Origin of the sequence: Streptomyces sp. NBC_00414 (genome assembly GCF_036038375.1) — a bacterium.
In the GTDB taxonomy this organism is placed as follows: domain Bacteria; phylum Actinomycetota; class Actinomycetes; order Streptomycetales; family Streptomycetaceae; genus Streptomyces.
Genome location: NZ_CP107935.1, coordinates 1,962,213 through 1,983,040, shown reverse-complemented (window position 1 = coordinate 1,983,040; position 20,828 = coordinate 1,962,213). Strand labels below are relative to the sequence as shown.

Below are 20,828 nucleotides of genomic sequence, written 5' to 3'. Positions count from 1 at the left end.
TTCAGGAGTTCCTGAGCCACTCCCGCAGCTCCTCGTTGAGCGAGCGCTGAAAGGTCGTCAGCAGGGCCTGCACCACCAGGGGTTGCATGTGCGCCGACAGGTCCCGCACGGCCTCGACGGACTCGTGCTCGGACACCTCGTCCCGGAACAGCACGGAGAGTTCGTGGGCCGCGGCGCGCGTGTGCTTCACGAGGACCGTGCGCGCGGCGAGGATCGTCTCGTGCGCCATCGGTACGTCGAGCAGCTGCACCCCGAGCCGCAGCAGCCCGAGATCCACCCGGTACGCGTCCGGCCCCGCCGTCTCCCGCAGGACACTCATCGCGGCGAGCCGGTCCAGATCCTCCTGACCGAGCGACCGCCCCGCCCGGCGTTCGAGCTCGGCCCGGCTCACCGCCTCCGCCGCGTCGGGCGCCCAGGAGGCCACCACGGCCCGGTGGATGGCCAGGTCCTGAGCGCTGAGCCCGTCCGGCAACTGCTGCAGATAGCGCTCGATCCCGGCCAGCGTCATCCCTTGCCGCTGCAGCTCCTCGATGAGCGCGAGCCGCGCCAGATGCTCCTGGCTGTAGTGCCCCACGCGACGCGGCCCGATGACGGGCGGCGGCAACAGCCCCCTGGTGCTGTAGAACCGCACCGTCCGCACCGTCACACCCGCCCGCGCGGCCAGCTCGTCGACGGTGAGTGTCGGCTCCCCGATGTCCGTCGCCATGCCTGCTCCCTCGCGTACCGCGTCCACCACCTGGCGCGGTGAAACAGTATTGCTGTCTCACCTGACTTGTGAAAGATCCCCGGCCGGACGGCGAGGGCCCGTTGTCAGTGGTGGTCCCTACGGTGGAGTCATGTCGGAGATCACGTATGTCCGCGGCGACGCCACGGTCCCGCTGGGCAAGGGCGTCAAGCTGATCGCCCACGTCTGCAACGACATGGGCGGCTGGGGCAAGGGCTTCGTCCTGGCCCTGTCGAACCGCTGGCCGGAACCGGAGGCGGCCTACCGCCGCTGGCACCGCGAGCGCGCGGGCAACGACTTCGGCCTGGGCGCGGCCCAGTTCGTCGAGGTCGACCGGTATGTGTGGGTGGCCAACATGATCGGCCAGCGGGGAACCCGCACCGGGAGCAAGGGCGTCCCCGTCCGGTACGAGGCGATCGACGCGGCGCTGGTCCTGCTGGCCGACCGCGCGGTCGCGCTGGGCGCGTCCGTGCACATGCCGCGCATCGGATGCGGACTCGCGGGCGGGAAGTGGTCACGCGTGGAGCCGCTGATAGCCGAGCGGCTCATCGGGAAAGGGGTCGCGGTGACGGTCTACGACCACGGGAACTGAGCGGAGTTCGCCAAACGGGGATTCTCGGTCAACAGTGGCGCAGATGTGCGTTGCTGCGCACGCATGATCGGGTAAGTCATGGCCATGGATCTCAGCCCTTACCGTGTCCGCGCGCCCAGTCCGAAGATCCAGGCCGTCCTCGTGGCGTCGCCGCTGTTCGTCGTGGCGTTCCTGCTCTTTCGCCGGGTACAGCCCCGGATACCGCACATGCCGGAGGCACCCGACGAGGCACGTGACGAGGCAGTGCTCGGGCGTCGGTCCCCGGAGGAGGACGCCGCGGCGCTCGCGGCCACCCGCGCCGAGGGCCACCGCGCACGTGACGCCATCCTGGCCGAGGGCCGGGCCCGTATCGAGGCCCACTGCGCCGCCGCCGAGACCGAACTGCGCATCTCGGTCTCGGAACTGGCCTCGAACCTGGCGGCGGACGGCCCCAGAACAGCGAGGCGAGCCCCGTAAGCCCCCGCAGGGGCGTGAGGAACTGCGCGCTCGGCCACACACGAACCCGCACGGCCCCACCGGCAGGAGCCCTCCACCCCTCGCCCGGCGGAGCCGCACGGCACCGGGACACTCAGTGATCGTGCACGGAATTGGTCGCGGCGATCTTCTTCCACGACTTCGGCCGCACGGGAGCCTTCTGCGCCCCCGAAGCCCCCTGTGCCCCCGGCCCGATGGCAGCGGCCCGCGCAGCGGGCACCCCCGGCTTCGAGGGCTGGTACAGCCACGTGTCGAACAGTGCGCCGAGCGACTGCCCCGACACCGACTCGGCGTACTTCACGAAGTCACCGACGGTCGCGTTGCCGTACGCGTACCGCGTCGGCCAGCCCTTCAGGACGGCGAAGAACGCCTCGTCCCCGACCTCGTTCCGCAGCGCCTGCAGGGCCAGCGCCCCACGGTCGTACACCGCGATGTGGAACTGGTTCTCCGGCCCCGGGTCCCCGGGCTCGACCGTCCAGAACGGATCGTCGGCGGGCCGCGACGCGTACACGTAGTCGGCGATCTCCTGCGCCGTCCCCTCGCCCTCGTGCTCCGACCACAGCCACTGCGCGTACCGGGCGAAACCCTCGTTGATCCAGATGTCCTTCCAGCCGGCGACCGAGACGGAGTCGCCGTACCACTGGTGGGCCAGCTCGTGGACGACCACGGACACGTTCGTCCCGCTCGCGAACTGCCGCGGGCTGTAGAACGGCCGGGTCTGCGTCTCCAGCGCGTACCCGGTGTTCGTGTTCGGCACGTAGCCGCCCAAAGCGTTGAACGGATACGGACCGAAGTATTCCGCGAGCCAGTCGGCGACCTCCCCGGTCCGCTCGACGCTCGCCCGCGCGGCCCCGTAGTTGTCGTCCAGATCCTTGCTGTACGCGTTGACGATCGGGATGCCGCTCTCCGAGGTCCCGGTCGTGACGTCGAACCTCCCGACGGCCAGCGTGGCGAGGTAGGTGGCCTGCGGCTTGTCGGAGCGCCAGCTGTAGCGCGTCCAGCCGGCCCGCGAACTCGTCGACTGCAGCGTGCCGTTGGAGATGGCCTGGGTGCCGTCCGGCACGGCGACCGACACGTCGTACGTGGCCTTGTCCAGCGGATGGTCGTTGCTGGGGAACCACCACCAAGCCGCCTCGGGCTCGTTCGCGCCGACCCCGCCGTCCGGTGTGCGGTGCCAGCTGGTGAACCCGTACGCCGTCTTCGTGGACGGCACCCCGCTGTAGCGCACCACGACCGTGACGGCCGTACCGGCGGCCAGCGGGCTCTTCGGCGTGATCTCCAGCTCGTGCTCGCCCGACGTCGTGAACGACGCCTTCGCGCCGTTGACCCGCACCTCGCTCACATCGAGCAGGAAGTCCAGATCGAACCGCGAGAGATCCTGGGTGGTCTTCGCCAGCAGGGTCGCCGTGCCCTCAAGACGGTCCGTCCGCGGCTGGTACGTGAGCCGCAGATCGTAGTGGGACACGTCGTATCCGCCGTTGCCGTACGCCGGGTAGTAGGAGTCGCCGATGCCCGGCGCCCCGGGCGACCAGCTCGCGGCGGATGCCGGGATCGCCAGCAGCAGGGAGGCCGCGAGCGCGCCCGGGGCGATGAGTCTGCGATGCACGTCAAGCTCCAAGTCGTTGGGGCACGGGTTCTGTTCGGAGCCTATTCATCCGCTGTGGCCCCACTCCTGTCCATGACCGCTCCCGTCACACGATCGCCATTCGGCCGACATGAGCGACTTCACCCCACGCACCTTTCAAGCCACACCCGGGCCGAAGTCCGCTCACCCCGATGAGCCCCCTTTTGCACGGGAGTTGACCGGAGTACCTTCCGCGCATGCGGACACCTGCGCGCTACATGCGCCTCATCACCTGGAGATCGCTCGCGACGGCGGCCACCGCCGCCCTGATGGCCACGCTCCTCACCCCGGCCGCCGCCCAGAGCGCTCCGCGGGAGAGCACCCCCGTCTACTCGTACGACAACGCCGTCCGTGAGTCCGTCTGGGTGGACACCGGTCTCGACGGCGACAACGACGGGAGGACCGACCGCGTCGCCGTCGACATCGTCCGTCCGCGGGAGCCCGCCCAGCAGGGCCGCAAGGTGCCCGTGATCATGGACGCCAGCCCGTACTACTCCTGCTGCGGCCGGGGCAACGAGAGCCAGCGCAAGACGTACGACGCGGACGGCAACGTCGTCCAGATGCCGCTGTACTACGACAACTTCTTCGTACCGCGCGGCTACGCCTTCGTCGCCGTCGACCTCGCCGGCACCAACCGCTCCGACGGCTGCGTGGACGTCGGCGGCCGTTCCGACGTCCAGTCCGCGAAGGCCGTCGTCGACTGGCTGAACGGCCGCGGCAAGGGCTACACCTCCCGCACGGGGACCACGAAGACCAAGGCCGGCTGGACCAACGGCAGGACCGGCATGATCGGCAAGAGCTACGACGGCACCATCGCCAACGGCGTCGCCGCCACCGGGGTCGAGGGCCTGGAGACCATCGTCCCCATCGCCGCCATCTCCTCCTGGTACGACTACTACTTCGCCAAGGGCGCCCCGCTCTACGACTCCGGCCCCGAATGGCTGTCCGACTACGTCGAGAGCCCCGACGCCCGCGCCAGGTGCGCCGCCGTCCAGCAGAAGATCGTCGACGGGGCCCCGCGCACCGGCGACTGGACGAAGTTCTGGACCGAGCGCGACTACGTGAAGGACGTCCGCAAGGTCGACGCCAGCGTCTTCGTCATCCACGGCATGCAGGACCTCAACGTCCGCCCGAAGCACTTCGGCCAGTGGTGGGACGGCCTCGCCGCCAACGGCGTCGACCGCAAGATCTGGCTCTCCCAGACCGGCCACGTCGACCCCTTCGACTTCCGCCGCGCCGCGTGGGCCGACACCCTGCACCGCTGGTTCGACCACGAACTCCTCGGCTACGACAACGGCGTCGACGACGAGCCCATGGCCGACATCGAGCGCGCCCCCGACCAGTGGGCCACCTCGGACGTCTGGCCGCCGCGGAGCACCGACACCGTGAAGCTGCGCCCGGGCAAGGGCGAGCAGGCGGGCGTCGGCACCCTCTCACTGCGTACCGGATCGGGCACCGAGACCTTCACCGACGACCCGGGCCAGGACGAGACCGACTGGGCCGCCGAGATCGACCGGTCCACGTCCGCCAAGGCCGGCTTCACCACCAAGCCGCTCACCCGTGACGTCCGCCTGTCCGGCTCCTCCGAGGTGACCGTCACCGCCACGCCGACCACGACGAGCGCCCATCTGTCCGCGGTCCTCGTCGACCTAGGCCCCGACACGATCCGTGACTACGCCGCCTCCGGCGAGGGCATCACGACGCTCACCGAGCGCACCTGCTGGGGACCGAGCACCACGGGCGACAGCTCCTGCTTCAGGGAGACCGCGGCCAGGACGACCGACGTCGAGTACACCGTGTTCAGCCGCGGCTGGGCCGACCTCGGCAATCACGCCTCCGCCACGAAGGGCGAGCCGCTCACCCCGGGCAAGGCCTACACCATCACCCTCGACCTGCACGCGAGCGACCACGTCGTCCCCGCGGGCCACCGTCTCGCGCTGATCGTCGCCGGCACCGACCAGGGCCTCATCGACCCGCCGTCGACCACCCCGACGCTCACGCTCGACCTGTCCCGTACGTCGGCCCGCGTGCCGTTCGTCGGAGGCGCCGCCGCCTTCGCCCGCGCCACCTCCGGATCCTCGTACATCACGCCGGACGCGATCCTCGACGGAGTCGGCGAGCCCCGCGCCACCCACCGCGTTCCCGGAGACGTTCCCGGAGGCAGCGAAGGATGACACCGCACCGACCGACGACACGGCAGCGACCGACGACACGGCAGCGACCCACGACACGGAACCGGCCGACAGGACCCCGCCGGACCGCCGCCCTCGCCCTGGCGACGGCGGCGCTCACCGCACCCCTCCTCACCGCACCTCTCCTGACGGCGCCGGCCCACGCGGCCGAACGCCCGCCGCGCACCGGATTCGAGCAGACCGCCGGAGCACGCTGGACCACCCAGCCCGAGGAGCAGAGCTTCCTCACGGCCGTGGACCGGGCGAGCGACCGGGTCTCGCTCAGCCGCATAGGCACCACGAAACAGAACCGGCCCGTCCAGCTCGTACGCGTCGGAAACCCGCACGCGGCCACCACCGTGCTGCTCGTCTGCAGCCAGCACGGTGACGAACCGTCCGGGCGCGAGGCCTGCCTCACCACCGTCCGCGACCTGGCGTACGCCAAGGACGCGAGCACCCGCAGGTTCCTCGACCGCACCACGCTGCTCGTCGTGCCCACCGCCAACCCGGACGGCCGGGCCGCCGACACCCGCGGCAACAGCGACGGCGTCGACATCAACCGCGACCACCTCGCACTGCGGACGGCCGAGGCGCGCGCCATGGCCGCCGTGGTCCGCGACCGGAAGCCCGACGTGGTCTACGACCTGCACGAATACGGGGCCACCCCCCAGTACTACGAGAAGGACCTCTTCGACCTCTGGCCGCGCAACCTCAACACCGACCCTGCCGTGCACGACGAGGCACAGACCCTCTCGCAGGCGTACGTACGGCCCGCCGCACAGGCCGCCGGCTACTCGACCGGGACCTACGGCATCTGGACCGACCCGGTGACCGGCGACCCGATCCAGCAGGTGGCCGGTGACGGGCAGGAGCGGATCCTGCGGAACATGTCCGGCGTCAAGCACGGCGTCGGACTGCTCATCGAGAGCCGGGTCGACCCCCTCACCGAGGCCGAGAAGGCCGACGAGGCGCTCAACAACCGGCGCCGCGTCCACTCCCAACTGGCGGCACTGGGCGGTCTCGCCGACTTCACGGACGAACGGCGTGGCCGGCTCGGGGCGGCCACGTCGGCGGCCCGGCTGGCCGGTTACCGGGACACCGGACCCGTCTACACGGGAGGCGCGGACAACGACCCGGCCGAACCGTCCGAGATCATCGCCGACCCGCCCTGCGCCTACCGGCTGACGGCGGATCAGTACGCGGAGGTCAAGGACGAGCTGGCGCTCCACGGTGTCCGGGCGCGACCCGACGCCGAGGGCGCCCGCGTGCCGCTGCGCCAGTCCCTGCGTGCCCTCGTCCCGTTGCTGCTCGACGAGCGTGCGCCGTACCACCTGACGGTCGCGGAGCCCGACACCAGCTGCTGAGTCGGTTGGGATCGGCGGTACCTGTGGTAGGTCGTAGGCACACGATCAGGAAATGTGTGCCGAACGCTTTTCAGGGAAGGTGCCGCCGATGACCGAAGATCTGAAGGACAGGGGAGGCCGGGACGAACCGTCGGGCGTCCCCGGCGGGCCGGACCCCCAGAAGGACCGGGGCTCCGGCCCCCAGACCGACCGGGTGGTGTTCGGCGTCACGGCCGCGCTCACCGTGGCGTTCGTGATCTGGGGGTCGGTGGCCACCGACTCCCTGGAGAGCGCCTCCACCAGCATGCTCAACGGCCTGATCCACAACGGCGGCTGGGCGTTCATGCTCGCCGCCTCCTGTTTCGTGGTCTTCGCGCTGTGGCTCGCGGTCAGCCGCTACGGAAGGATCCACCTCGGTGCCGAGGGCGAGGAGCCCGAGTTCCGCACCGTCTCGTGGGTGGCGATGATGTTCAGCGCCGGCATGGGCATCGGCCTGATGTTCTACGGCGTGAGCGAGCCCCTCTCGCACTACACGACACCCCCGCCGGGCACCACGCCCGCCGACTCCGCGGAACGCATGGAGACGGCGATGGCCACCACCCTCTTCCACTGGACCCTGCACCCGTGGGCGATCTACGCGGTGGTCGGCCTCGCCATCGCCTACAGCACCTACCGCAAGCGCCGGCGCCAGACCATCAGCGCCGTCTTCACCCCGCTCATCGGCGAGAAGCACGCGAACGGATCCGTCGGCCGGGCGATCGACATCCTCGCCATCATCGCCACGGTCTTCGGATCGGCGGCCTCGCTGGGCCTCGGCGCCCTTCAGATCGGCTCCGGCTTCACCGAGCTGGACTGGATGGACAAGGTGAGCAACGGCCTGCTCGTCTCGATCATCGCCGTGCTGACCGTGGCGTTCGTCGCCTCGGCCGTCTCCGGCATCGAGAAGGGCATCCAGTGGCTGTCCAACATCAACATGGTGCTGGCCCTGGTGCTCGCGGTGTTCGTGTTCATCGCGGGCCCCACGATCATCGTGCTCGACCTGCTGCCCACCTCGATCTTCTCCTACCTCGGTGACCTGCCGCAGCTCGCCGGCCGCACCGAGGCCAGCGGCGGCAAGGGCGTAGCCGACTGGCTCGGCAGCTGGACCGTCTTCTACTGGGCGTGGTGGATCTCCTGGACGCCCTTCGTCGGCATGTTCATCGCCCGCATCAGCCGCGGCCGCACCATCCGGCAGTTCGTCGGCGGAGTCATCCTCGTGCCCAGCACCGTCAGCCTCGTCTGGTTCGCGATCTTCGGCGGTACGGCGATGAAGCTGAAGGAGGGCGGCGCGCTCGCGGGCGAGTCCACCCCCGAGGGTCAGCTCTTCGGTGTCCTGCAGGAGTTCCCCATCGCGACGGTGGCCAGCCTGCTCGTGATGATCCTCGTCGGCATCTTCTTCGTCTCGGGCGCCGACGCCGCGTCCATCGTCATGGGCACGCTCTCCCAGAAGGGCGCGCTCGAACCCGGCCGTTTCGTCGTGATCTTCTGGGGTGTGGTGACCGGTGCCGTGGCCGCCATCATGCTGCTCGTCGGCAGCGGTAACGGTGACGCGCTCACCGGCCTGCAGAACCTCACGATTCTGGCCGCCGCGCCCTTTGTCCTCGTGATGATCGGCATGTGTGTCGCGCTCATGCGGGACCTGCGCCGGGATCCGGTCATCGTCCGCAACGAGATGGGGTCCGAGGCGGTCGAACTGGCCGTGATCGAGGGCCACAAGAAGTACGACGGGGACTTCGAGATCCGGGTCGGGCCGGGTGCGGGCACCGAGAGGGAGGGCGACCCCTTGGGCCACGACCACACGTAGCCGTGAGCCGGGACGCCCCCACCTGACCGAGCACCCCCTGCGGGCGCCCCGAGACCGAGACCGCGCCGTTCCCCGCGCCCCCAAAAGATTGCGCCGTTCCCCGCGCCCCCCAAAGGGGCACCCCCACCAGGGGCGCGGGGACGGCGCAGTCTTTCGCTTTCAGGGGCGCGGGGAACGCCGCAGTCTTTCGCCTTTAGGGGCGCGGGGAACGGCGCAGTCTTTTGCCTTTGCGGGCGGAGGAAACCGCGCGGTCTTCTGCCTTTAGGGGCGCGGGGAACGGCGCAATCTTTTGTCTCTGAGGGGCGCGAGGAACGGCGCAGGCTCAGCCACGGCTCGTCAGGGGCGCGGGGAACGGCGCACAACCCCAGCCACACCCAACCCGCACTCACACACGCCCCCCCCGGCGGAGCCACCCGCGCTCAGGCGGCGACAAGCCCCAGAACAACCCCCGCACACCCCCACGCCACAGTCACCCCACCCCCACCATGCCCATAGTTGTGCACCAGCACCCCGCCCCCACCCCCGCCGGCCCAGGCACCCCGCTCAAGCCGCACAGCGGACCGCACAGGCCGCAACCCCACCCGATGCCCCAGCACCCGCGCCCCCGCCACCTCCGGCCGGAGCACCGCACACCGCGCGACGATCTCCGCCGCCATTACGGGATCAGGCTCCAGGGACCAGTCACCGTCATCGGTGGTCCCGCCGAGAACCAACCGCCCCGGCTGCGGAAAGAGATACGTCGTGGTCCCCGCCACCGCATCCGTGGACACCAGCCACGTCCGGATCCCCGGGTTCTCCACGATCACCAACTGCCCCCGCACAGGCCGGACCGCCGGATCCGCCACCAGCTCCCGCGCCCCCAGCCCCGTGCAGTTGACGACCACCGGAGCCTCCGCCCGAGCCTCGGAGAGGTCCGTCACCACCCGTGACTCGACCGTCCCGCCCGCCCGCAGGAACCGCGCCCGCAGCCACCCCAGATGCACCGGCATGTCGATCAGCGGCAGCCGCGCCCACAGCCCCGAGCCCGCGTACTCCTCGGCCGTGGACGCCCGCAGCCCCGGCAGCCGCGCCGCGGCCCACGGCCCCTGCTCGTCCAGCCGCGCCTCGCCCATTACGCCCTCGACCATGCGTACGCCCGTCTCCCCGGGCCGCGCCGCCAACTCCTCGTACACGGAGAGTGATTGCAGGGCCCACTCACGGGCCAGCTCCCGCGGTTCGATGGCGTAGGGCCACCACAGCGCGCCCGCAACCGCCGAGGTGGTCCGCTCGGCGGGCTCCCGCGTCCAGATCCGTACGCGTCTGCCGCTCTCGGCAAGAACGAGGGCCGTCGTGAGCCCTATGACCCCGCTGCCGACCACGATCACGTCACCGCTTCGATCTTCCGCCACGCGGGGACGTTAGCGGAATATGTCATGCCGTGCTCAGAGTCCGCCCACTCTGGGGATACTCACAGCATGTCTGCCGAGTACGCGACCTTCGGCCTGGCACCGGCGATGCGTGCCGGTGGAGTCCTTGCCAACGGTGACTACCAAGCGCACCGGGACTTCGTGGACTTCATCGTCGACGGACGCCCGCTGCTGTACCAGCTCTCCGACCTCGACGCCGTGTCCCCCCTCGCCTCCGACGTACCACCGGCGATCTTCGTCGCCCAGGTGCGCAGCCTGCTGCTGGAAGCCGAGCCTCCGCTGGAGGGCGGCCGTTACGTCATATACGGCTGCCCGGAGTGCGAGGACCTCGCGTGCGGTGCCGTGACCGCCGTGATCGACCGGCACGGCGACGACTTCGTGTGGCGCGACTTCGCCTGGCAGACCACCGAACTCGCCGATCTGGAGCAGAACGGCTACCACGGCATCGGCCCCTTCCGCTTCCACGGCGACGAATACCGTGCTGCCCTGAACTCCCTGCTCGCAGGCCCCACGGGACTCACGGGCCTCGGGGGCGACCGCCGCCGGGTCCTGCTCATCGGCACCCGGGCAGCCGTCCTGGCCAAGCTCGCCGCCGCCCTGCGCATCATCGGCATCGGCGCCGACATCACCGCGGACGCCGCCGGCGTGCCCGCCGACGAACTGCGCACCTACGGCGCCGTCGCCTTCGGCCGAGGCGTCACCGAGGAGGAACGTGCCGCCGTCCGGGAGTCCTTCGACCGGGCCGGGGTCGACGTCGCGTACGTCGAGGGGCTGGCCCCGATCGTCCCGCTCCTGGTCGCCCAGATAGAGAACGCCCTGGACCGCAGCCCCCGGGAACAGCGCCGGCTGACGCGGCTGGTCGCCGCCGACGGCGAGGCGGGCGTCGAGGTCACCTCTCCCTGCCGGGTCCGCCTGACCGCGTACCGGCTGGACCGCCTCTACCGCACCCACATGTACGAGGTGTTCGACGGCGTCCTGGAAGCGGGCCGCCACCGGCTCGCGCTGGACACCAGGGCGACCAGAGGGGAGTCGTTCATCGTGGCGCGGACGTCCGGGAGCGTGCTGGTGGAGGCGATGATCCGCTGACCGTCCCGGGCGTCCGCCCGGCCGCGTGAAGGGCTCGGGCCGGGCGCGCGGGAAACCCTGGCGCGGGCGCGCGGGCCCGGCGATTAGGATCGGCCTCCTGATGACTGCCACCCTCGTCGCCAAGAACCTCGCCGCCGGCCACGGCGACCGCACCCTCTTCGCCGAACTCGACCTCGTCGTCGCGCCCGGCGACGTGATCGGTCTCGTCGGTGCCAACGGCGCGGGCAAATCCACCCTGCTCCGGATGCTCGCCGGTCTCGACAAGCCCGACGAGGGCGAGCTGAGGCTCTCCCCGCCCGCCGCGGCCGTCGGCCATCTGCCGCAGGAGCCGGAGCGCAGGCCCGGCGAGTCGGTGCGGGAGTTCCTGGCGCGCCGCACCGGTGTGGCCGAGGCCCAGCGGGTGATGGACGAGGCCACGCAGGCGCTCGTCGACGGGTCACCGGGCGCGGACGACGCGTACGCGGACAGCCTGGAGCGGTGGCTCGCGCTCGGCGGCGCCGACCTGGACGAGCGGGCCGAGGAGGTCGCCGACTCGCTCGGCCTCGCCGTCGGCCTGGACCAGCCGATGACCTCGCTCTCCGGCGGCCAGGCGGCCCGCGCTGGACTCGCCTCGCTGCTGCTGTCCCGCTACGACGTGTTCCTGCTCGACGAGCCGACCAACGACCTCGACCTGGACGGGCTGGAGCGCCTCGAACGCTTCGTCTCCGGCCTGCGCGCGGGCACGGTCGTCGTCAGCCACGACCGCGAGTTCCTCACCCGCACGGTCACCAAGGTCCTCGAACTCGACCTGGCCCAGCAGCAGATCACCCTGTACGGCGGCGGCTACGAGGCCTATCTGGAAGAGCGGGACGTGGCCCGCAGGCACGCCCGCGAGGGCTTCGAGGAGTACGCCGACAAACGGTCTGCCCTTGAGGGCCGCGCCCAGATGCAGCGCTCCTGGATGGACAAGGGCGTCAAGAACGCCCGGCGCAAGGCGAACAACGACAACGACAAGATCGGCCGCAAGTTCCGCAGCGAGGCCAGTGAGAAGCAGGCCGCGAAGGCCCGGCAGACCCAGCGCATGATCGAGCGGCTCGACGTGGTGGACGAGCCCCGCAAGGAGTGGGAGCTGCGGATGGAGATCGCGGCGGCCCCGCGATCCGGTTCTGTGGTCGCCACCCTGCGCGACGCCGAGGTCCGGCGGGGCGACTTCGCCTTCGGCCCCGCCACGCTCCAGATCGACTGGGCGGACCGGGTGGCCGTCACCGGCGTGAACGGCGCGGGCAAGTCGACGCTCCTCGGCGCCCTGCTCGGCCGGGTGCCCCTGGACTCGGGCCACGCCACGCTCGGCTCAGGTGTGATCGTCGGCGAGGTCGACCAGGCCCGCAAGCTGTTCCACGGCACGGAAGCCCTGCTCGACGCGTTCTGCGCGGCCGTCCCCGACACCGAGCCGGCCGAGGTCCGCACGCTGCTGGCCAAGTTCGGCCTCAAGGCGGAACACGTCCTGCGCCCGGCCGCCAGCCTGTCCCCGGGCGAACGCACCCGCTCGGCCCTGGCCCTGCTCCAGGGCCGGGGCGTGAACCTCCTGGTCCTCGACGAGCCCACCAACCACCTGGACCTCCCGGCGATCGAGCAGCTCGAATCGGCTCTGGACACCTACGAGGGCACGCTCCTGCTGGTGACCCACGACCGCCGCATGCTGAGCGCGGTCCGCACCACCCGCCGCCTGGAGGTCACAGCGGGAAAGGTGGCCGAACTCTAGCCCCGCCAGGGGCGCGGGGAACGGCGCAGTCTTTTGTCTTCAGGGGCGCGGGGAACGGCGCAATCCTTTGTCTTTAGGGGCGCGGGGAACGGCGCAATCTGTTGCCTTTAGGGGCGCGGGGAACGGCGCACCCAGCCCCCACCGGACCCGCACGTCACAACGGCCCGGTCCGGCCCGGTCTCCGGTGCGATCCGAAGACCGGGCCGACAGGCCGACTCAGCCCCGTCCCTTACGACCCTTCGGGTCACCGAGCCCCGCCCGCCGCAAGGCATCAGCCATCGCACTGTTCCCAGGCGCGGGCGCGGACGCGGACCCCGCCTGACGCGACCCCCCGCCGCCGGCACGCCCCCGCTGCTGAGGCGCCCGCCCGCCACCCCGCTGAGGCCGCCCGGAGCCACCCTCCTGCCCCGCCGCCGACGCGTCGTCGTCCAACCGCAGGGTCAAAGAGATCCGCTTGCGCGGAATGTCGACCTCAAGCACCTTCACCTTGACGATGTCCCCGGACTTCACCACGTCCCGCGGGTCCTTGACGAACGTCTTGGACATCGCGGAGACATGCACAAGCCCGTCCTGGTGCACGCCCACATCCACGAACGCCCCGAACGCGGCCACATTCGTGACGACGCCCTCAAGCACCATCCCCGGCTCCAGGTCGGCGATCTTCTCGACGCCGTCCTTGAAGGTCGCCGTCTTGAAGGCGGGCCGCGGGTCGCGCCCCGGCTTCTCCAGCTCCCGTAGGATGTCCGTCACGGTCGGCAGACCGAACTTCTCGTCCACGAAATCAGTCGGCCGCAGCGAGCGCAGCGCCCCCGTGTTGCCGATCAGCGAGCCGACCTCGTTCCCCGCCGTCTTCACCATCCTGCGCACCACGGGGTACGCCTCCGGGTGCACGCTGGACGCGTCCAGCGGGTCCTCACCGTCGCGGATCCGCAGGAAGCCCGCACACTGCTCGTACGCCTTGGGGCCGAGCCTGGCGACCTTTTTCAGCGCGGTGCGTGACGTGAACGGGCCGTTCGCGTCGCGGTGCGCCACGATGTTCTCGGCGAGCCCGGACGTGATGCCGGAGACACGCGTGAGCAGGGGAGTGGACGCCGTGTTCACGTCCACGCCGACGCCGTTCACACAGTCCTCGACGACCGCGTCGAGGGAGCGCGAGAGCTTCACCTCGGACAGGTCGTGCTGGTACTGGCCGACACCGATCGACTTCGGGTCGATCTTCACCAGCTCGGCGAGCGGGTCCTGCAGACGGCGCGCGATGGAGACGGCGCCGCGCAGCGACACGTCCATGCCGGGCAGCTCCTGCGAAGCGAACGCCGACGCCGAGTACACGGACGCCCCCGCCTCGGACACCATCACCTTGGTGAGGTTCAGCTCCGGGTGCTTGGCGATGAGTTCAGCGGCGAGCTTGTCCGTCTCGCGGGACGCCGTGCCGTTGCCGATCGCGACCAGCTCGACCGCGTGCTCCTTGGCGAGGCGGGCGAGCTTGGCGATGGCCTCGTCCCACCGGTTCGCCGGGACGTGGGGGTGGATGACGTCCGTGGCGACGGCCTTGCCGGTCGCGTCGACCACGGCCACCTTCACCCCCGTACGGAAGCCCGGGTCGAGGCCCAGTGTCGAGCGCGTGCCCGCCGGGGCGGCCAGCAGCAGGTCGCGCAGGTTCGTCGCGAAGACGTCGACCGCCTCGTCCTCGGCGGCCGTGCGCAGCCGCAGCCGCAGGTCGATGCCGAGATGGACGAGCAGCCGGGTGCGCCAGGCCCAGCGGACCGTGTCCGTAAGCCACTTGTCGCCGGGCCGGCCGCGCTCGGCGATCCCGAAGCGCTGCGCGACGATCCCCTCGTACGAGGACGGGCCGGGCTGCTCGGACGGCTCCTCGGGCTCCAGGACGAGGTCGAGGACCTCCTCCTTCTCACCGCGGAGCATGGCGAGGACGCGGTGCGAGGGCAGCGCCTTGAAGGGCTCGGTGAAGTCGAAGTAGTCGGCGAACTTGGCGCCCGCCTCCTCCTTGCCCTCCTTCACCTTGGCGGCCAGCCGGCCCCGCGCCCACATGCGCTCGCGCAGCTCGCCGATCAGGTCGGCGTCCTCCGAGAAGCGCTCGGTGAGGATCGAGCGGGCGCCGTCCAGGGCGGCCTGCGGGTCGGCGACGCCCTTGTCGGCGTCGACGAAGGCCGAGGCCGCGGCGACCGGGTCGACGGACGGGTCCTTGAGGAGTCCTTCGGCGAGCGGCTCCAGGCCCGCCTCGCGGGCGATCTGCGCCTTCGTGCGCCGCTTCGGCTTGAACGGCAGGTAGATGTCCTCCAGCCGCGCCTTGGTCTCCGCGCCCTGGATCCGGGCCGCCAGCTCCTCGGTGAGCTTGCCCTGCTCACGCACCGAGTCGAGGATCGCCGAGCGCCGCTCCTCCAGCTCCCGCAGGTAGCGCAGCCGCTCTTCGAGCGTGCGCAGCTGCGCGTCGTCGAGCATCTCGGTCGCTTCCTTGCGGTAGCGGGCGATGAAGGGCACCGTCGAGCCGCCGTCGAGCAAGTCGACGGCTGCCTTGACCTGCCGCTCCCGTACGCCGAGTTCCTCGGCGATCCTGCCTTCGATGGACCCTACGAGGGGTGTCGTCACGATCCCGTACCGCCTTCTTGACTGAGGTTGCGCGGCAATTGTGGCAGGTGGCACCGACAACGGGGGATCAAGGGCGGGGGATGTCCGGCACGAGGGGTTCAGCCCTTGCCGAACGCGCTCTCGGGGAAGGCGCCGGCGGCCAGCGCCGTCGTCGTCAGACCCGTACCCAGCTCCGTGAGGCGCTCGACACCGGCGGCGCCCAGATGCTCGTACGGAGCCGCGTCGAGGCGGTCCGTGCTCGCCTCGATCTCCTTGCGGAGGGCGACACCGCTCTCCGTCAACTCGCCCTCGGCGGTGAGCAGTCCCCGCTCCCGCAGCCGTTCACGGGCCGCGTTCCAGTCCTCACGGTGCCAGCCGCGGCTGGACAGGACCCACTTCGGTGCCATGCCCTTGCCGGTGGCGGTGTGGCTGACCAGCGCCTCCACGGGGTCCAGTTCCGCGCCGAGCAGCACCGCGAGGTGCCCGTCGCCCCGGTGCTCCCGCAGCAGTGTGGCCGCGTGCCAGAGCGCGAGGTGCGGCTCCTCGGGCACCGGCAGGTCCGCGTGGGCCGCGTACAGCGGGCGGGCGGTCCTGGTGCACGCCTCCGCGGCACGCAGTGCGAGCCCCGCCGCCTCGGCGACCTCCTTGGAGGCGATCACCTCGTCGCCGAGCAGCCGTCGCAGCAGGGCGTCCGCGATACGCAGGCGTGCGGCGAGCACCACCTCCGGAGAGACGGTCCGCCACACCTCGGGCACATGCCGCGCGACCAGTTCATGACGGAAGTTGTAGAACGTCGCCGTGACGGTGCCCGCGCCCACCGCCCCCATGGCCGCGGCACGTACCGCGAAGTAGGCGGCGCTGCGGTCCGTCACCCCGACCGCGGCCAGCTCCGTACCCAGTTCGGGCGAGAAGTACTGGCACGAGTGCAGCGGGTTGAGGACGTTGTGGCATCGGCGTCCGGCACGCTCCGGCAGGGCTGTCGTCATGCCTCGCACGTTACCGACTGGTTGGTACGCAGGGAATGGCGGGGCGTCCATCCGGCCCCACGGGAGTTCCGGCGGGAGGCGGGGCCGGTCCCCGTGCGGCAGGACGGCACCGTGGGCCGGGGCGGGCGCATGGCAGAAAAGGTGGGGTACTCGTCATTGCGGCCATCCGCGCACCCGCGAAGAATCGGACACATGGCGCACCGAACAGTCCTCGTCGTCCTCTTCGACGGCGTCCAGAGCCTCGACGTCACGGGCCCCGTGGAGGTCTTCGCGGGCGCGGACCTCCGGGCGGGCGGCCCCGGAGAGAGGTACCGCATCCGCACGGCCTCCCTGGACGGCTGGCCGGTCCGTACCTCCAGCGGTCTGACCCTGGTCCCGGACCACGCGCTCGTCGACGCCCCGGCACCGCACACCCTGATCGTCCCGGGCGGGCAGGGCACCCGCGGCCACCATCCGCGGGTGCTGGACTGGCTGCGCGAGCACGGTCCGCGCGCCGAGCGCCTGGTCTCCGTCTGCACCGGGGCGATCCTGCTCGCCGAGGCAGGCCTCCTGGACGGGCACCGGGTGACGACCCACTGGGCGTACTGCGAGCGGCTCGCCCGCGACCACCCGGCCGTCGAGGTGGACCCCGACCCCATCTACGTACGCGACGGCCGGGTCGCCACCTCGGCAGGCGTCACCGCCGGGATCGATCTCGCCCTCGCGCTCGTCGAGGAGGACGTCGGCCGGGAGGCGGCGCTCGACGTGGCGCGCCACCTCGTCGTCTTCCTCAGACGTCCGGGCAACCAGGCCCAGTTCAGCGCCCAGCTGTCCGCGCAGACGGCCCGGCGGGCGCCGCTGCGGGACGTCCAGCAGTGGATCACCGAGCATCCCGGCGAGGACCTGTGCGTCGAGACGCTCGCGGCCCGCGCCCGGCTGTCGCCCCGCCACTTCGCCCGCGCCTTCCAGTCCGAGACGGGCACGACCCCAGGGCGTTACGTCGACTCGGTCCGCCTGGAACACGCCCGCCGCCTCCTGGAGGACACCGCCGACGGGGTCGAGGAGATCGCCCGGGCCAGCGGCTACGGCACCCCCGAGGCCATGCGCCGAGCCTTCGTGAAGGCTTTGGGCACCGCCCCGGCGGAATACCGCCGCCGCTTCCGCCCGGCACCCGCCCGGTGAGGCGAGCGCCCCGTCAGGGGCGCTGGGAACGGCGCGACCAGCCCCACCGGACCCGCACGTCGCCAAGAACCTGAGCCCCCAAAAAACCCGCACGAACGAAGGGCATCCATGCAGATCGCCATCGTCATCTTCGACCGCTTCACGGCCCTGGACGCCGTCGGCCCCTACGAGACCCTGGGCCGCCTCCCCGACGCGGAGACGGTCTTCGTCGCCGAGCAGCGGGGCCCCGTCCGCACCGACACCGGCAACCTCGCCATCACCGCCGACAAGACCCTCGCCGAGGTCCCGCGCCCGGACATCGTGGTGGTCGCGGGAGGCCCCGGGCAGACCCCGCAGATGGAGAACGAGGCACTCCTCGACTGGCTGCGCACGGCCGACGCCACCAGCACCTGGACGACCTCCGTGTGCACCGGTTCACTGCTGCTGGCGGCGGCGGGACTGCTGGAGGGCCGCCGCGCGACCTCCCACTGGCTGGCCCTCGACCACCTGAAGCGCTTCGGCGCCGAGCCGACGGGGGAGCGGGTCGTGACCGACGGCAAGTACGTCACGGCCGCCGGGGTCTCGGCCGGCATCGACATGGGCCTCACGCTGCTCGGCAGGATCGCGGGCGACGAACATGCCCAGACCGTGCAGCTGGCGGTGGAGTACGACCCCCGGCCGCCCTACGACGCGGGCTCCCCGCGGAAGGCACCCGCGCACCTCGTCGAGCGCCTCCGCTCACGCAGCCGCTTCATCCTCTCCTAGTGATCGCCGGGGCCGGCGATCTCCGGGGCTAGCGATTTCCGGCGTTCTCCGGCGGTGCCCAGCGGTCCGACGTGGTCCACGTGAAGTCCGGCGGGCGGCGCTCCAGGAAGGCGGCGATCCCCTCCGCGGTGTCGTCGCCCTCCCGCGCCTGCCGAGCCCAGTACCCGTCCCGGTCGCTGCGCCCGTCGGCGAACTCCTTCGCCGCGGCCTGCGTCAGCTGCGAACGGGACACGAGGATCCGGGCGAACTCCGCCACGCGCGCGTCCAGTTCGCCGGCGGGCAGCACCTCGTCCACCAGACCGGTGCGCAGCGCCCGCCCCGCGTCGATCAACTCGCCGGAGAACAGCAGGTACTTGGCCGTCGCCGGCCCCACCAGGGACACCAACCGCCGGGTGGAGGAGGCCGCGTAGACGATCCCCAGCTTCGCCGGAGTGATACCGAACGCGGCCTGCTCGTCCGTGAACCGCAGATCGCACGCCGCGGCGAGCTGGCATCCGCCGCCCACGCAGTAGCCGCGTACGGCGGCCAGTGTCGGTTTCGGGAACGCGGCGAGTGCTTCCTCCGCCCGCACGGCGAGGCCCTGCGCCTGCCCGGTCGAACCCCGCAGCGAGGAGATGTCGGCCCCGGCGCAGAACGTCCCGCCCTCCCCGGTGAGCACGAGCACGCGTACGGCAGGGTCGTGGGCCAGGGTGTCGAGCAGGGGCGGCAGCGCCCGCCACATGTCCGCCGTCATGGCGTTGCGCTTGGCGGGGTGGTGGATCACGACGGTGGCGACCCCGTCGGCGATGCTGTGCAGCAGCTGCGGCTCCATGGCCGGATGCTATGTCGTCGGTCCGGGCGGTCTTGTCCCGGGCCTAACCCGTACAACCCGAAGAGTTCCGAATTCGGCACAGGGCGGACAGGATCGATCACGCAGCTGACCGTGTCATGCGGAGGTGATCAGAAAAGGACGATACTCGCTGACTTCTGTTCAGTTATCCGGTACGGACCAGCGTGTTACCAACACTCGACGTGTGGTGACAATCGAGCGCAAGGGTGGCGACCGGACGATGGACGACCAGGGGCGGGGGTCCGGCCCACGTCCTGAAGACAGCGGGGAGGCGCCCCCCGAAGGGAGACCACCCGGCCCGCTGCCTTACGAGGGAGTCTGGCGGTTCACCGCTCCGGCCGTCGACGCCTCCGTACCGCAGGCGCGGCACGCGGTCCGTGATCTGCTGGCCCGCCAGGGCGTACCGGTCTCGGACGACACCGTCCAGGGGCTGCTGCTGATCGTCTCCGAGCTGGTGACCAACGCGGTCCGGCACGCGGCCCTGCTCTCCCCGATGCTCGCCGTCGAGGTCGCCGTCGGCGCCGAATGGGTGCGGGTCTCCGTCGAGGACAACCACCCCTACCGCCCCACTGCGCTGGAGGCCGACCACGGCCAGACGGGCGGCCGTGGCCTCCTCCTCGTACGCGAGATCACACGCGAGGCGGGCGGGGTGTGCGACGTGGAGCACACGGCGACGGGAGGCAAGGTGATCTGGTCGGCGCTGCCGCTCACCGTCGCGCGAGTGTTCTGAGCGGCCACGGGGAAATGAGCCGCGCCCCGTGGAGGGGCGCGGGGAACCGCGCGACCGGTCCCGACGGACCCGCGGACCACACCACCCGGAGATCACGGACCGGCTCTCACCAGCCCGCGGAATCCCCGGTCAGTTCCCGGATCGCCGGCCGGGCCGAGTCCAGCACGGTCATGAACCACGCCGAGAACGGGTCCTTCGCATGCCGCTCGGCCAGCTCGCCCGCACTCACGAACACCGTCGACCCGACCTCCTCGGGGTCCGGCCGCAGAGCCGACTGCACCATCCCGACGAACAGGTGGTTGAACTCCTGCTCCACGAGACCCGACTCCGGGTCCGGGTGGTTGTAGCGGACCGTGCCCGCCTCGGCGAGGAGCGACGGCGAGACCCCCAGCTCCTCGTACGTCCGGCGCGCGGCCGCCGCGAAGGGCGCCTCACCGGGATACGGGTGGCCACAGCACGTGTTGGACCAGACACCGGGGGAGTGGTACTTGCCCAGCGCCCGCTGCTGCAGCAGCAGCCGGCCCCGCTCGTCGAAGAGGAAGACGGAGAACGCCCGGTGCAGTTGCCCGGGTGGCTGATGGGCCGTGAGCTTCTCCGCCGTGCCGATCGTGGTGCCGTCCTCGTCGACCAGTTCGAGCAAGATGGCTTCAGCGGTGCCGTTCGACGAACTGTTCGTCGCGGTGGCAGGAGTGATCGGCATACCCATCCTTCGCATCGGTCTTCAAGCCCCAAGTCTGCCGTACCGAACCGGCACTCCCGGCACCACGCGGGGTCCCGCACGTCCGGTTCCG

The 20,828-nt window shown here is 71.3% G+C and carries 17 protein-coding genes; 10 read left to right on the top strand and 7 right to left on the bottom strand.

Going from position 1 to position 20,828, the window contains the following annotated elements; genetic code table 11:
* Position 1: 1 nt before the first annotated feature.
* A complete protein-coding gene (locus OHS59_RS08615) occupies positions 2–706 on the bottom strand; it encodes a MerR family transcriptional regulator (protein WP_328492784.1) in 705 nt (234 codons plus the stop codon).
* A 130-nt stretch (positions 707–836) separates the two neighbouring features.
* Between OHS59_RS08615 and OHS59_RS08610 the strand changes: the two genes are divergently transcribed.
* Both OHS59_RS08610 and OHS59_RS08605 read left to right on the top strand, forming a co-directional pair.
* Complete coding sequence (locus OHS59_RS08610) at positions 837–1,316, top strand: macro domain-containing protein (RefSeq protein ID WP_328492783.1); 480 nt, start codon at positions 837–839, stop codon at positions 1,314–1,316.
* A 78-nt stretch (positions 1,317–1,394) separates the two neighbouring features.
* Positions 1,395–1,772 carry a hypothetical protein gene (locus OHS59_RS08605; RefSeq protein ID WP_328492782.1) on the top strand — a complete coding sequence of 126 codons (378 nt, stop codon included), beginning with the start codon at positions 1,395–1,397 and terminating at the stop codon, positions 1,770–1,772.
* A gap of 112 nt (positions 1,773–1,884) precedes the next feature.
* Here the strand turns inward: OHS59_RS08605 and OHS59_RS08600 are convergent, their stop codons facing one another.
* A complete protein-coding gene (locus tag OHS59_RS08600; protein WP_328492781.1) occupies positions 1,885–3,396 on the bottom strand; it encodes a M1 family metallopeptidase in 1,512 nt (503 codons plus the stop codon).
* Between the two features lie 215 nt (positions 3,397–3,611).
* Here OHS59_RS08600 and OHS59_RS08595 point away from each other — a divergent pair, with 215 nt between their 5' ends.
* From OHS59_RS08595 to OHS59_RS08585, 3 genes are all read left to right on the top strand, one after another.
* Complete coding sequence (locus OHS59_RS08595) at positions 3,612–5,588, top strand: Xaa-Pro dipeptidyl-peptidase (protein ID WP_328492780.1); 1,977 nt, start codon at positions 3,612–3,614, stop codon at positions 5,586–5,588.
* Complete coding sequence (locus OHS59_RS08590; protein WP_328492779.1) at positions 5,585–6,949, top strand: M14 family metallopeptidase; 1,365 nt, start codon at positions 5,585–5,587, stop codon at positions 6,947–6,949. Before OHS59_RS08595 ends, OHS59_RS08590 begins: the two co-directional genes overlap by 4 nt.
* Before the next feature lie 88 nt (positions 6,950–7,037).
* On the top strand, positions 7,038–8,771 hold the full coding sequence (locus OHS59_RS08585) for a BCCT family transporter (RefSeq protein WP_328492778.1): 1,734 nt from the start codon (positions 7,038–7,040) through the stop codon (positions 8,769–8,771).
* Positions 8,772–9,190: 419 nt separating this feature from the next.
* Here the strand turns inward: OHS59_RS08585 and OHS59_RS08580 are convergent, their stop codons facing one another.
* Positions 9,191–10,159, bottom strand: coding sequence for an FAD-dependent oxidoreductase (locus OHS59_RS08580; RefSeq protein ID WP_328492777.1), 969 nt, complete (start codon positions 10,157–10,159; stop codon positions 9,191–9,193).
* A gap of 66 nt (positions 10,160–10,225) precedes the next feature.
* Between OHS59_RS08580 and OHS59_RS08575 the strand changes: the two genes are divergently transcribed.
* On the top strand, positions 10,226–11,263 hold the full coding sequence (locus OHS59_RS08575) for an oxidoreductase (protein WP_328492776.1): 1,038 nt from the start codon (positions 10,226–10,228) through the stop codon (positions 11,261–11,263).
* A gap of 100 nt (positions 11,264–11,363) precedes the next feature.
* The gene (locus OHS59_RS08570; RefSeq protein ID WP_328492775.1) at positions 11,364–13,004 is read left to right on the top strand and encodes an ABC-F family ATP-binding cassette domain-containing protein; all 1,641 of its coding nucleotides are present in this window, start codon (positions 11,364–11,366) and stop codon (positions 13,002–13,004) included.
* Positions 13,005–13,220: 216 nt separating this feature from the next.
* Here the strand turns inward: OHS59_RS08570 and OHS59_RS08565 are convergent, their stop codons facing one another.
* Both OHS59_RS08565 and OHS59_RS08560 read right to left on the bottom strand, forming a co-directional pair.
* Positions 13,221–15,608, bottom strand: a complete 2,388-nt coding sequence (locus OHS59_RS08565; protein WP_328492774.1) for a Tex family protein — start codon at positions 15,606–15,608, stop codon at positions 13,221–13,223.
* Positions 15,609–15,706: 98 nt separating this feature from the next.
* On the bottom strand, positions 15,707–16,573 hold the full coding sequence (locus OHS59_RS08560; RefSeq protein ID WP_328492773.1) for an SCO6745 family protein: 867 nt from the start codon (positions 16,571–16,573) through the stop codon (positions 15,707–15,709).
* 192 nt (positions 16,574–16,765) lie between these two features.
* Between OHS59_RS08560 and OHS59_RS08555 the strand changes: the two genes are divergently transcribed.
* Positions 16,766–17,734, top strand: a complete 969-nt coding sequence (locus tag OHS59_RS08555) for a GlxA family transcriptional regulator (protein WP_328492772.1) — start codon at positions 16,766–16,768, stop codon at positions 17,732–17,734.
* Between the two features lie 108 nt (positions 17,735–17,842).
* Entirely contained in the window at positions 17,843–18,478 is a 636-nt protein-coding gene (locus tag OHS59_RS08550) for a DJ-1/PfpI family protein (protein ID WP_328492771.1), read from the top strand.
* A gap of 28 nt (positions 18,479–18,506) precedes the next feature.
* Here the strand turns inward: OHS59_RS08550 and OHS59_RS08545 are convergent, their stop codons facing one another.
* Positions 18,507–19,289, bottom strand: coding sequence for an enoyl-CoA hydratase/isomerase family protein (locus tag OHS59_RS08545; protein ID WP_328492770.1), 783 nt, complete (start codon positions 19,287–19,289; stop codon positions 18,507–18,509).
* Between the two features lie 238 nt (positions 19,290–19,527).
* Here OHS59_RS08545 and OHS59_RS08540 point away from each other — a divergent pair, with 238 nt between their 5' ends.
* A complete protein-coding gene (locus OHS59_RS08540; protein WP_328499126.1) occupies positions 19,528–20,037 on the top strand; it encodes an ATP-binding protein in 510 nt (169 codons plus the stop codon).
* A gap of 106 nt (positions 20,038–20,143) precedes the next feature.
* Here OHS59_RS08540 and idi read toward each other — a convergent pair whose 3' ends face one another.
* Complete coding sequence (gene idi / locus OHS59_RS08535) at positions 20,144–20,737, bottom strand: isopentenyl-diphosphate Delta-isomerase (protein WP_328492769.1); 594 nt, start codon at positions 20,735–20,737, stop codon at positions 20,144–20,146.
* Between the last annotated feature and the right edge of the window lie 91 nt (positions 20,738–20,828).

What these genes read in the sequence shown, in the direction of transcription:
- OHS59_RS08615 (WP_328492784.1), bottom strand. Translation starts at nt 706, where the DNA reads ATGGCGACGGACATCGGGGAGCCGACACTCACCGTCGACGAGCTGGCC.
- OHS59_RS08610 (WP_328492783.1), top strand. Translation starts at nt 837, where the DNA reads ATGTCGGAGATCACGTATGTCCGCGGCGACGCCACGGTCCCGCTGGGC.
- OHS59_RS08605 (WP_328492782.1), top strand. Translation starts at nt 1,395, where the DNA reads ATGGCCATGGATCTCAGCCCTTACCGTGTCCGCGCGCCCAGTCCGAAG.
- OHS59_RS08595 (WP_328492780.1), top strand. Translation starts at nt 3,612, where the DNA reads ATGCGGACACCTGCGCGCTACATGCGCCTCATCACCTGGAGATCGCTC.
- OHS59_RS08590 (WP_328492779.1), top strand. Translation starts at nt 5,585, where the DNA reads ATGACACCGCACCGACCGACGACACGGCAGCGACCGACGACACGGCAG.
- OHS59_RS08585 (WP_328492778.1), top strand. Translation starts at nt 7,038, where the DNA reads ATGACCGAAGATCTGAAGGACAGGGGAGGCCGGGACGAACCGTCGGGC.
- OHS59_RS08575 (WP_328492776.1), top strand. Translation starts at nt 10,226, where the DNA reads ATGTCTGCCGAGTACGCGACCTTCGGCCTGGCACCGGCGATGCGTGCC.
- OHS59_RS08570 (WP_328492775.1), top strand. Translation starts at nt 11,364, where the DNA reads ATGACTGCCACCCTCGTCGCCAAGAACCTCGCCGCCGGCCACGGCGAC.
- OHS59_RS08560 (WP_328492773.1), bottom strand. Translation starts at nt 16,573, where the DNA reads ATGACGACAGCCCTGCCGGAGCGTGCCGGACGCCGATGCCACAACGTC.
- OHS59_RS08555 (WP_328492772.1), top strand. Translation starts at nt 16,766, where the DNA reads ATGGCGCACCGAACAGTCCTCGTCGTCCTCTTCGACGGCGTCCAGAGC.
- OHS59_RS08550 (WP_328492771.1), top strand. Translation starts at nt 17,843, where the DNA reads ATGCAGATCGCCATCGTCATCTTCGACCGCTTCACGGCCCTGGACGCC.
- OHS59_RS08545 (WP_328492770.1), bottom strand. Translation starts at nt 19,289, where the DNA reads ATGGAGCCGCAGCTGCTGCACAGCATCGCCGACGGGGTCGCCACCGTC.
- OHS59_RS08540 (WP_328499126.1), top strand. Translation starts at nt 19,528, where the DNA reads ATGGACGACCAGGGGCGGGGGTCCGGCCCACGTCCTGAAGACAGCGGG.
- idi (WP_328492769.1), bottom strand. Translation starts at nt 20,737, where the DNA reads ATGCCGATCACTCCTGCCACCGCGACGAACAGTTCGTCGAACGGCACC.